The sequence below is a fragment of the Bacillus sp. JJ1127 genome (assembly GCF_036965845.1).
In the GTDB taxonomy this organism is placed as follows: Bacteria; Bacillota; Bacilli; order Bacillales; family Bacillaceae_G; genus Bacillus_A.
This window is the reverse complement of sequence record NZ_JBALQK010000013.1, coordinates 1-12,513: the sequence shown is the minus strand read 5'-3', so window position 1 is coordinate 12,513 and position 12,513 is coordinate 1. Positions and strand designations below refer to the sequence as shown.

Here is a 12,513-nt window from a genome sequence, read left to right as displayed (position 1 = left end):
GACAGGAAATATAGTACTATTCGCTATAAGAGCAGCTAGTGGGGAATGGAAAAGTGCTTTACTTTATATCCCGCCTATTTTAGCTTTTATATTAGGTGTTTTGGTATCAGAAGTAGTAAAGATTCCTCATATAAGACAACTATTACATAGTTATAGACGTTCTATCCTTATATTAGAATGTATCATTTTAGCCGTTGTAGGTATTTTGCCAAAAAGTGTACCTAACATAGTGATAACCGTATGTATTTCGTTTGTATCATCTTTACAAATTTCCACTTTTAACAAACTAGACAAGTGGACCTACAATTCAACGATGACAACAGGAAACCTTCGAACTGCAACGCAGGCAGCATATTTGGCATTCATAGAACATAATCAAGAAGCGAAAAAACAATTTAAAGAATTCTTTGTTATCATTCTTTCTTTTTTATTTGGTGCGTCGTTAGGGACATTTTCCACCACTCATATAGGAAACACATCTATATGGATTGCATCAGGAATTTTAGTGATTGCTCTGATTTTGTATCATAGGGACAGAGGTTATTTGAGAAAACCCTTAACATTGAAATAAAAGTTTTTTTAATGTTACTTTGATAATACCTCATTATCGCAATTGATTCACTACCAGTTTCCTCATACGATTTATGTCGAGTGCTGCGTGTTAACAACATTAAAATCGTATGAGGAAAACAATTACTTCAAATTGACAATACATCCTAGGAAATAATGATTCTCAGGATTTTCTTTTATTCAAAAAGCAAGGAGTTCTTTTTATAAAACGGTATTCTTTAGCCATTTCTCAAAAATTTGTACAAGCCCGTGTTTTCCAGCTAACTTTTCTTTACCTTGCTTCGTTTTATATGGATATAATTGCAAGAAAACACCGCAACCAGATTCAATTTTCTTTCCATGCATATGGCTTCCTGGATAAACACAAATCACTTCGTGAATCGCTCTTCTCTTGAAAATACGTTTCCCATCTTTTTCATCTACATATTTAATAGACCAATATTTATACATTTGTTCCGTTGCTTTTGTATTACCAAGAGGCTGAAAAATATTATACATGGGACTATATTTCACTTCAATAATGATAGACGATTCATATTCATACTTTTCTCCTTGTTTTACATAACAATCTAAACGAATGTCTGGTTTTTTCGTATCCTCTCCATTATAAAAATGACTTCCCTTACTAAGTGCAATAAGAGGATGTGTTTCAATCAAATCATTAAATGCAATATGAATCTGAAAATCATCACGATTTAAAATAATTGTCGTACCATCTTGTAATCCATCTAAATAAAAATATTTTTGTATTTGTTCACGAATTGGAATTTCGTCTATAAATCCGATCTGTTGTAATATAGAAATAACAATAAAAAAAGCATAATACTCATACACTAAAAATGTTGGTTTATATACAAATAATAACGCTGGAGAGTGTTGATTATGATGTGGTAACAACTCTAAGTAAGAGATTAATTGGCGATGAGGTACCGATAAAGCATGTAAAGTGATGTTGGTTTTTTCAGAAATATCTCCCCAAAATGGGGAGTGTAACAAGTTTTGAAAATACTGTGCACTTTGATATACAATACGATACAGTATTTTATATTCTTGTATTTTCAAAGAACTTTTTCGTACATCTGCTTCTTTCAACAAATGTATATTCCGATATTTTTGTTTTTCTCTATCCGTCACAGATCCATTACGGTCAATCGTTTGCATAATTGTTTTCACAGCTTGGTATTCCTCTTTTTTCATGTGCTTGGTTCCTTCTAATATTTCGATCGTCTTTTGTAAAAAACTCTGCATTTCTAACAAATAATAATAAAATTGTTTCGTTTTAAATTTCAGAAAAGCATTTTCCAAACTATCTTTTTGTTCAACAAACTTACGATTGTAATATTTTCCCCAAGGCTTTCTTTCACCAACTACTACACTTTTTCTCGTAGCCTTTCTTTCTCTTATTTCCCAATCGTACTTATTCATATATTTCGTATTCATTTCCACTTCCTTATAAATTTGTTTTATTTTTTTCATTTTTTGCGGAAGCATTCGAAGTAGTATTAAATATGAAGAATCCTCAATGTCACTAAGTGCTGAAAATGTCTTTTTATAATACCCCCTATCTAAAATCAGTTCATTTAAAATTGATTTCACATAAGTTTGAATCATTTCAAATTGATCATTCAAGAAATTTTTGGGAACAATTTGAAACGCTCCATAGTATATTTCTTCTTCCACTCGTACCTCAAAGTGATATAAACCGCAGCGCCACGGATAAAAAAAATCAGTTTTCCCATGCTCATATACTAATACTTTTTTCCTTTTTTCATGTAATTCATATTGCGATTCCTTTAAGTTTTTTTGTCCCTCATATACTTTATTCCATATAAATGTAATATGAGCTGGTTTTTCATAATGTAAACATAAGCGTAATGATTTTAACTCCTGCACTTTATAAACACACTGTGAGAGCGCTATAGTAGAGGTACAAAGACGATTCAAAAGAATAAACTCTCCCTTTGCTTCAATCCCTACGATCAATTTTAATACAAATGGGAGCTTCTCCTTTGTATCAACAATTTCAGTCTCATAACACTCCTCATTTTGCATATCCATACAACTCCAATTCACGCCGTTTTTGCCTTATATAGGCTAAAGAATGTTCAAATGTAGAAACATCATTTGCAAGCGGCGACTGTAACAGTGGTATAAGCATTGCGCCTTTCTTTTCATCTTCAGAAAGAAGAGCACCAATTGTCATTTCTGTTCCACGTAACTTTGTTAACACACGTTGCTTTATTTGTAAGTCAAACCCTTCTTCCCTGCTAATCATATAGGTGTGATTATTTTGAAGGGGGATATTTTGCAAATACGTAGCAATCGCAGCTGCGCATCGAAAAGAAATACCTTTCGATGAATCATATGACGATAATACGCCGTGTAATTTATCTAGCAACTCCAATTCTTCCTCTGAAAAAACGTCAATCATTGCTTTATTTCGTAACCAATTTACGCGAAATTCTCCAGCTGTTACTTTAAGAGGCAAAAGTTGTGTCTCTTTATCTTGCTCCATACTCATTTCACAAAATGGAATTTTTTGAAGGGTAATGAGATTTGTTCGATCTAATAAGCGGTCGGATAATTCTTTCGTTGTTTCGTCAAAGTTTACAGTGCCAATAAAAATAATATTCTCACCAATTTCAATTTTGGATGGAATTGTGTTTTCTATTTCAGGTACTTCCTCATATAAAGTGAGAATACGATTTTTCTTTTCTAATTGAAGGATAGATAAAAACGGTGTAAACCAATGCTCAATATGTGACATATTCATTTCATCAAATACAACCATATACAGCTGATTCGGATTTTCTTTTGCTTTTAATAGTGTTCGAACTAACTTTGTGTCACTTTCTATGAAAGTTCCATTTGGATGAAGATAACCAAGTAAATCATGTGGTTCTTGATATGATGGGGATATAGGAATCCATACTAGTTCCTCACCATAACGTAGCCCAAGCGCTTCCGCATAGGCTTGCACAAAACGTGATTTTCCAACCCCCGGTATGCCCGCAAGAATCGTTAACATATTTGTTTTGACACTAATATGAAAATTAAAGACATCAGTTGCATCTATATATAAATCTTTAGCGTACACTACGTCCTGTACATACTGTAAAAAAGAAGATTCACGCTCATCCCATTCTTTCTCTTCTTTCTGCGTTTTTATATCTATCACTTCAACTAGTTTCCCCTCTTCTACAACACGTTTTACAAGTTGCTCATATATATTCGCTCTCACAAAATACAAGTGATTATCTACTTCTAACTCTACACACTTGGTCCAATCATCAATTTCGATATATTTACATTCCTTTCTTTGCTCATAATATGCAATTGAACTAACAGAAGGTTTTAATGACAAATTTCCATATAGTCTTCCCTCATGCCACAATAACTCTGGCACATCAAAATCTTGCGGAAACTTCGGCATAAGAAAAGATAAGTAACCATTGCCCAGTTTACGTTCTAAGGATTCTCTTTTTTTATATCCAGGTAGTCTTGGTGAAGGAACAATCTTATATGCATCTACTATTTCTCTCTGCTCTGTACATATTAACTCAACATATAAATTCCCTCTTTCGTAATAAAGCCGAAACAATACCAACTGTCTTTCTAATTTTCTTTTCTTTAAGTCAGCGAAAACTTTCTCATTTTTTTTATTACTATATACACCTTCAAAAAGATATGGCTCGTCAGCAAACTGTGATTGCAAAACAGAAGGGATTGGAGAAAGACATTGTACAAAAAAAGTATCCCCCGCCTTCTCTTCCACACCATCTACAAACCTCCCAAGAAATCTCATGTGATACATTCGCTTTATAAAACTTGGATGTAGAGCTTTATGCAGCTTCAACACACTCACCTTCTTTTTTTCATGCTGTTCTTATTGTATGAACTCCCGCAGAAAACTAGAAACAAAAAACCTGACGTTATCCGTCAGGTTACAAAGAGTAAGACTTATATTAGTGAGAAGGAAAAGTTTTTTTCTCTTGCAAAATAGCATTGTGAGCGATCTTCATTTTAGCAAGTACATATCGTAGTCTATCTTCAGCATTTTCATCCTTATTATGCTGTAAATCCGCCAAAGTTTCTACAGAACCAGCTAAATTTTCAATAACTCCACGCAATTCGGGATGATGATTAAAAAATGACTCCTGTACTAAAATTTTCCGTAAGTCACTTGCCAATTCCATAATTCTTGCTAATTGTTCTTTCTCTTCCATTCTCATCCCTCCTAAATATCTTACATATTAGATATTCTGTAAATAAATGCGAACTCCTTGTAATCAAAATAAAAAAGCCCTTCAAGAGGACTTTTCTACATTTTGATATTACCTGTAATAAGCATGTACAGTGATACGATTGCTGCAATAACAATTACAGCCATTGCATATCTCTCCATACCTGAAAAACAACGATTTCCTTTTTCTTTTCGTGCAAACATATAAACAACAAGTCCAATACCATATACAATTGAGACAAGTAGTAAGTTCTTTAAGCCCGCTGCGTAAATCAACCATATAGAATACGCAGATGCAATTAAAGCCAATAATCCATTTTTTAATCTGGCACGCTTCAGTTCCTTTGTAACAACTAATTTCAATTGATACAGTGCTGATAATAAGTATGGTAGTAAAATGGATGTAGATGCAATAAAATACATCATTTGATACGTTGATGCCGAAAACAGAACGATAATAAATAACGTTTGTGCAACACCATTTGAAATCCATAATGCCATATGTGGTGTTTGTTTTTTATTTGTTTTCGTAAAGACTTTCGGAAATACACCATCTTTCCCTGCTACATGAGATATTTCAGAAACAAGTAAGAACCAACCGATTAATGTCCCAATAAGTGACGCAACTAATCCAATATTAATAGCAATTGCGCCCCACGGTCCAACAACGTGCTCTAATACATGTCCCATTGACGGAGTTTCTAAAGCAGAAAGTTCTTGTCTTGTCATAGCTCCCATTGAAAGCACTGAAATCAAAATATAAATAGACATGACTAAAATGAGTCCGAACACTGTTGCTTTTCCAACATCTCGGCTATTTTTTGCTCTTCCAGATAATACGACTGCTCCTTCCACTCCAATAAATACCCAAAGTGTAACAAGCATCGTATTTTTCACTTGCCCAAGTACAGAAGAAACAGAAATTGTTCCCTCACCCCAGAAATCATGTGTAAACGTATCCCAACGAAACGCTGTAACCATCACTACAATGAATAATAGAATGGGAACTAGCTTTCCAATTGTTGCAATAAAGTTCATAATAGACGCTTCACGAATTCCAATTAAAATCAGAAAGTGAAGTGTCCATAATAAAAGAGATGCACCAATGATAGAAGCTGCATTGTTTCCTCCTTTGAAAATAGGGAAGAAATATCCAAGCGTACTAAACAATAACATAATTGTTGCTACGTTTCCTAAAATCCCTGCAAGCCAATATCCCCATGCACTATTAAAACCAATATATTCACCAAATCCAGCGCGTGCATAACTATAAATTCCACCCTCAAGCTCTGGTTTTTGTCTTGCTAATGTTTGGTATACAAGTGCAAGCGGAATCATTCCCATTGCTGTAATACACCATCCAATTATTGTGGCGCCACTATTTGCCCCTACTGCTAAATCATGAGGTAGACTAAATACGCCACCGCCAACCATTGTTCCAACTACTAATGCGATTAATGGAAAAAATCCTAATTTCTTTTCTATCGGTACCACCCCATCTGTCATTCTAGGTGTTATGTTCATCCTTTCAACTATTAAAGTCACCTTTTCTCTAATAGACGTTTCTATTATATTTTTTCAGGAAAACATTACTTATTCTAAAAGAAAATGAGTAAAAAGGGAATACTTTTTTGAAAAAATGTATAAGTATGCACGAAAAAACCGTTCATTTTGTAATGAACGGTCATTTCCCAAACATAAAATTGTATATTTCTTGTAAAAATTAACGAATTAGCTTTTCTTTTTGTAAAAATTGTTTTGCTACTTTTTCAGCGCTTTTACCATTTACATTTACTTCATAATTCATTTTTCGCATCTCTTCATCTGAAATCTTTCCAGCAAGTTTATTCAATACCTTTTCAAGCTCAGGATATTTTTCAAGTGTCTCTTGTCTTAATAATGGAGCCCCTTGGTATGGAGGAAAGAGCCCTTTATCATCTTCTAATACTTGAAGCCCATATTGCTCAAGTTCACTATCCGTAGAATACGCATCAATAACTGTAACATCACCTGATTCAATTGCACTATAACGCAATTTTGGTTCCATCGTTTTTATATTTGCAAACTGAAAATCATACAATTTTTGCAATCCCTTATAACCATCTTCTCTATCGGCAAATTCTAATGTAAATCCTGCCTTAACATTCGCAGAAATATTTCTTAAATCTGAAATTGTTTTGACATGATACTGCTCCGCAATATTTTTGGGCATTGCTAGTGCATATGTATTATTATATTCCATTGGTTTTAACATTTTCATATGATATTTCTTTTCCATACCTATACGTGCTTGTTCATGTACTGCTTCACGATTCGTGCTCTTCGGCTCTTCTTTCACAAAAGTGGATAAAGCAGTTCCTGAAAATTCAGGATATATATCAACTTCTCCTGATTTTAAAGCCTCAAAAACAAATGCTGTTTTCCCAAACCCAGGTTTCAGTTCTACATGTAAATCTGTATCTTGTTCAATAAGTTGTTTATACATTTGAATTAGAATTTCTGGTTCAGATCCAAGTTTCCCGGCAATCACAATATCTTTCTGTTGCGTATTCCCAATAAAGGGTGTAACTATGACTACAATACATACAGCTGATATAATACGCCCTGGAGAACGTTTTGTACTTTCAAACATCCGAAGTACTCCGTCAAAGAATAAAGCTAATAGCGCAGCTGGTACAGCCCCTAAAACGATAAGAGCATGATCGTTTCGATCAATACCAAGTAAAATAAGTTTTCCGAGTCCTCCAGCCCCTATTAATGCAGCTAACGTCGCTGTTCCAACAATTAATACCATCGCTGTACGAATACCCGCCATAATAATTGGCAATGCGAGTGGAAGTTCTACCTTCCATAATCTTCTCCAGCTATTCATTCCCATTGCTTTTGCAGCCTCAATAAGCGATTCATCTACCTTACGAATTCCTGTATAAGTATTTCGTAAAATAGGCAATAACGCATACACAACTAACGCAATGATTGCTGGAAGTTTCCCAATACCTACTAGTGGAATTAAAAGCCCCAGTAAAGCTAATGAAGGGATCGTCTGCATAACAGCTGATGTTCCTATAATAAACTCGGCAATTCGCTCTCTTCTTGTTAACAAAATACCGATCGGAACTGCAATGATTACTGCAAAAAATAAAGAAATAAGTGAAATTTGAAGATGTTCAATCAATGCATGAAATAATTCTAATTTTCGTTCTTGAAAGACTTGTAATAATGCAGACACTATTTAGCCCCTTTCCTTCATTTGCCTAACTATATAGTTCACAATATGGCGGCTTGTCACTGTCCCAACATATTGTCCATCCTTTTCAATTGGTACAGATTCTTCTGTCTGCAAGCGAATCAACGCTTCTTGCAGAGGAGACCATAAAGATAGAGGTGAAATGTCATTTTGTCTTTGTTCACTATTCTCAAATGGCAGTATATCTTCAACGTTCTTCCCTTCGTACCAAGGGCGACCACGATTTCCAATAAACTCTTCTACAAAATCATTCGCTGGATTATGTATAATTCCTTCTGGTGTATCTAATTGAACAATTTTCCCTTTTTTCATTACACAAATACGATCACCAAGTGATAATGCTTCTTGCATATCGTGCGTTACGAAAACAATTGTTTTTTGAATTTTTCTCTGTAATTTCACAATATCTTTTTGTAACTGTTCACGGCTTAATGGATCTAGTGCACTAAATGGTTCATCCATTAAAACAATCTTCGGATTGGCTGCTAGTGCCCGTACAACTCCCACACGCTGCTTCTGTCCACCAGATAGTTCATCCGGCATACGATCCCGATATACATCTGGATCTAATCCAACCATATCAAGCAATTCATCTACACGTTCTCGGACTTTCTCTTTACTCCATTTTCGCATTTCAGGTACAATCGCAATATTTTCAGCAATTGTCATATGAGGAAACAAAGCGATTTGCTGCAAGACGTATCCAATGTCCCAGCGCAATTCATGAATGTTATAATCTTGAATGTTTTTTCCATCAATAGAAATTGATCCTTCTGTCGTTTCAATTAAACGATTAATCATTTTCATTGTTGTCGTTTTCCCGCACCCACTCGGTCCAATGAGAACAAAAAATTCTCCTTTTTTAATTTCTAAATGCAATGAATCCACTGCTTTCGTACCATCTTCATATGCTTTTGACACATGATTAAATTGAATCACAAATACAACTCCCTTATTATTATTTCTTTCATTTTGATGGAATCTAGCCTGCTTTTCAAATGATACGCTTACCCCCATAAAAAAGAGCCCTTTGCTTAGGCTCTAGTGATCGAATAATATTGTTTTCATAATCGCGGCGTATTCTCGTATGTATGCCTTTTTCTTAGAACGCACTGGCGTCGGGGCAGCTAATGCTTCCATCCTCATACCTAAACGTTCAGCAATAATCTTCGTCCGATATAAATGATACGTATTGCTTACAACAACAGCGTGCTTCACACCGTATAAATCTATGCTAAATTTTAGGTTTTCATATGTGCTTGTCGAACGATCCTCAAGTAATATAAATTCCTCTTTAATACCGTGGCTCAATAAATAATTTCGCATGCTATGTGCTTCTGGAATATCCTCATCTTCCCCCTGGCCACCCGACACAATCACTTTTGTTTCTGGATGAGCATGCAGATATTCTAAAGCTGCATCTAATCGATTTTGAAGAGATAAAGAAGGCTTATCCCCAAATAGTTTTGCTCCTAAAATTAATATGTACGGAGCGCAATTGCTTACTTTCTCATGAGCTACTTTATTCATGCGATATGTTATATACATAATATATAGTGTTGGCAATAAACAAAGTAAAAATAAAATCCATTTCATATATAAATTTACACTCCCTTTCTTTACATTATATCGAAAAAGAAAGGGAGACAGAAGTATTTTTAGTGACTACGTTGTCCTGCATTTTGAGGATTTCGTGCTTTTTTTGAAGACGTATGATCCTGCGTTTGATTACCTTTATGTTTCGCTGATCCTAGTGCTTTCGTTTTTCCCATGTTAATTCACACCCTCTTTTATATGATTCCCTTATAACTTTTGTATTTTTGCTCCCATCATGCAATGGATTTACTGGAAGTTCCTCCTCTTTTTCGCATGTTCTTTTCACATAAATACAATCAACAAGAGAAGCTCTACATCTTCCGTTTATTGAAATTAACTATTTTTTTAGATAAACTCAGGAAAAGAACCCACCAACAAAATCATTTGCACGAGATGTTATAATTGTATCAAGTTGTGCGCTAAAACCTTTTGCAATTTCAGATTTCAATGTATTTTTTCATTTTCCAATTTGAGTATAATTTTGATCTTTCTCCTAAAAATATTGCTATGTGACAAGAAAAGAGGACCTGCTTTAAGATTTTCTCATAACAAATTTTATTTTATGTAAAAAACAAAAAGAAAGGGAGATACAATGACAAAGGGAAAAGAAATAACAGGAACAGGATGGAACTTAGACAATAGTTATGCCCGTCTGCCAAAATCATTTTTTACCACCCACAGTCCAACTCCTGTACGTTCACCTAAGTTGTGCATTCTCAATGATCCATTGGCAGCATCCCTAGGGTTGAACGCTCAGGCGCTGCAAAGCGAAGATGGTATAGCGGTGCTTGCTGGCAACCGGATTCCCAAAGGTGCCTTACCTCTTGCTCAAGCTTATGCGGGGCATCAATTCGGACGTTTTAACTTGTTAGGAGACGGCCGAGCTCTGTTACTTGGCGAGCAGATTACTCCCCTAGATAAGAGGGTTGATATTCAGCTTAAGGGTTCTGGTAAAACACCATACTCCCGCCGAGGTGATGGTCGCGCAGCACTTGGACCGATGCTGCGCGAATACATCATCAGTGAAGCAATGCATGCGCTTGGTATTGCTACTACCCGTAGTCTAGCGGTAGTGACTACCGGTGAGTCAATAATTCGTGAAACCGAGCAACCTGGGGCAATTCTGGCCCGTGTAGCTGCAAGTCATCTGCGCGTCGGCACCTTTCAATACGTTTCAAAATGGGGCACTGCTCAAGATCTCCGAATTCTCGCTGATTATACATTGCAACGCCATTATCCAGACGTTGGCGCTGCCCCGAACCGCTATCTTTTCCTGCTTCAAGAAGTGATTAAGCGTCAAGCCACACTAATTGCCGGGTGGCAACTTGTTGGCTTTATTCACGGAGTGATGAACACCGATAACATGACCATTAGTGGAGAAACTATTGATTATGGTCCTTGCGCCTTCATGGATACTTATGATCCGGCAACGGTATTCAGCTCCATTGATATTCAAGGTCGATATGCCTATGGCAATCAGCCACATATTGCCGGGTGGAATCTCGCACGATTTGCTGAAACTCTATTGCCACTGCTGCATATAGATGAGACGCAGGCTATCAAACTGGCCCAGGATGCGATTTCAGATTTTACTAAGTTGTATCAATCTAATTGGCTCACGGGAATGAGAGCTAAACTAGGAATATTTAACGAAGAAATACAGGATGAATCCCTTATTGAAGACCTCCTTAGTATGATGCAGAAGTATCGTGCGGACTATACTAATACCTTCCTCACATTAACTTTTGATACACTAGAGGATACAGTCTTGTTTGGGACCCCAGAATTTACTCAATGGTATAAGCAGTGGCAAGCGAGACTAGACAGACAGCAGGAATCGAAAGCTTCTTCACATCAATTAATGCGAAACAGCAATCCTGCACTAATCCCGCGGAATCACCGGGTAGAAGCCGCACTAGAAGCCGCAGTGAAACAAGGAGATTACAGCGTGATGAAGCAACTTCTTGATGTTCTTTCGCGTCCCTACGCGCACTCCCCGGAACAGGCTGATTACGCCACACCGCCTGCGCCATCATCCTACCCTTACCGAACTTTTTGCGGTACATAACATAGAAGTATTAGGAATGGTTCTGTTTTTTTATAATTGCATTAACGCCTTGTCTCGTTTTACTATTGGTACAAAATAATGCTACCTCGTTACTTGAGGTAGCATTATTTTAGTTTACAGATACATTTGATGGACATAGTTTAGAGTTTTAGTACGAATTAACGACTACATCTCTATCACGAAAATATAGATTTGATCGTACACCTTCTTCGTCAATATTATGATAAAGAGCGTTTTATCCCTCAACCCCTAATTGTTTCTTTACCTCTTTATATACATTCATGTATCCTTTTAGTTCTTTTATTAAATCCTGAATCAATGGTTTTGCCTCTTCACTAATCTCGCCATCTTGTACGTATAAACCATCTAATACAACCTGCTTTGGAATTGCATTCGCATACACACCTCTCGCTACAATACGCATGCTATTTAATGCATTAATTCCGCCTTTCCCTCCGCCCGCAACTGCTAATAAGGCTACCGGTTTATGAATAAATTCACTACTACTTAAAAAATCTAATGCATTTTTAAGCGCACCGCTCATTGCATTATGATATTCAGGTGTGCAAAGCACTACACCATCCGCTTCTTTCACTAAAGTTTTTAACTTTGTTACTGCTTCTAATTCACGCTGTGATTCTTCACCATTATATAAAGGTAATTCCTCAACCGCTAAATCATATAATTCTCCTTCAAATTGCTCAGCAATATATTTTGAAATAACACGTGTTCTACCAAATTTTCGTGGTGTCCCATTAATTACGACTAATTTCATGAATATTTCTCCCC

Annotated in this window: 10 protein-coding genes; 2 read left to right on the top strand and 8 right to left on the bottom strand. The window is 35.9% G+C overall.

Features of this window, described 5'->3' with window-relative positions; all coding sequences use genetic code 11:
- The coding region (locus V7183_RS02195) for a YoaK family protein (RefSeq protein WP_335358568.1) at positions 1-571 on the top strand (571 nt) is incomplete at its 5' end.
- 200 nt (positions 572-771) lie between these two features.
- On the opposite strand, the gene V7183_RS02190 is transcribed toward V7183_RS02195, so the two are convergent.
- From V7183_RS02190 to V7183_RS02160, 7 genes are all read right to left on the bottom strand, one after another.
- Positions 772-2,622 carry a hypothetical protein gene (locus V7183_RS02190; protein WP_335358567.1) on the bottom strand — a complete coding sequence of 617 codons (1,851 nt, stop codon included), beginning with the start codon at positions 2,620-2,622 and terminating at the stop codon, positions 772-774.
- On the bottom strand, positions 2,612-4,426 hold the full coding sequence (locus V7183_RS02185) for an AAA family ATPase (RefSeq protein WP_335358566.1): 1,815 nt from the start codon (positions 4,424-4,426) through the stop codon (positions 2,612-2,614). The genes V7183_RS02190 and V7183_RS02185 overlap by 11 nt, the downstream gene beginning before the upstream one ends.
- 109 nt (positions 4,427-4,535) lie before the next feature.
- Positions 4,536-4,796 carry a LemA domain protein gene (locus V7183_RS02180; RefSeq protein ID WP_097898634.1) on the bottom strand — a complete coding sequence of 87 codons (261 nt, stop codon included), beginning with the start codon at positions 4,794-4,796 and terminating at the stop codon, positions 4,536-4,538.
- Between the two features lie 95 nt (positions 4,797-4,891).
- Positions 4,892-6,319 (bottom strand): arginine-ornithine antiporter, encoded by a 1,428-nt coding sequence (gene arcD, locus V7183_RS02175; protein ID WP_097898633.1) that lies wholly within the window; start codon positions 6,317-6,319, stop codon positions 4,892-4,894.
- A gap of 217 nt (positions 6,320-6,536) precedes the next feature.
- Entirely contained in the window at positions 6,537-8,042 is a 1,506-nt protein-coding gene (locus tag V7183_RS02170; protein ID WP_335358565.1) for an ABC transporter permease/substrate-binding protein, read from the bottom strand.
- 3 nt (positions 8,043-8,045) lie between these two features.
- The gene (locus tag V7183_RS02165; protein ID WP_097898679.1) at positions 8,046-8,999 is read right to left on the bottom strand and encodes an ABC transporter ATP-binding protein; all 954 of its coding nucleotides are present in this window, start codon (positions 8,997-8,999) and stop codon (positions 8,046-8,048) included.
- A 102-nt stretch (positions 9,000-9,101) separates the two neighbouring features.
- Positions 9,102-9,656 (bottom strand): YdcF family protein, encoded by a 555-nt coding sequence (locus V7183_RS02160; protein WP_335358564.1) that lies wholly within the window; start codon positions 9,654-9,656, stop codon positions 9,102-9,104.
- Positions 9,657-10,248: 592 nt separating this feature from the next.
- Here V7183_RS02160 and V7183_RS02155 point away from each other — a divergent pair.
- Positions 10,249-11,724: a protein adenylyltransferase SelO gene (locus V7183_RS02155; RefSeq protein WP_335358563.1), complete on the top strand. Its 1,476-nt coding sequence runs from the start codon at positions 10,249-10,251 to the stop codon at positions 11,722-11,724.
- A 235-nt stretch (positions 11,725-11,959) separates the two neighbouring features.
- Here the strand turns inward: V7183_RS02155 and V7183_RS02150 are convergent, their stop codons facing one another.
- Positions 11,960-12,499: an NADPH-dependent FMN reductase gene (locus V7183_RS02150; RefSeq protein WP_097898629.1), complete on the bottom strand. Its 540-nt coding sequence runs from the start codon at positions 12,497-12,499 to the stop codon at positions 11,960-11,962.
- Between the last annotated feature and the right edge of the window lie 14 nt (positions 12,500-12,513).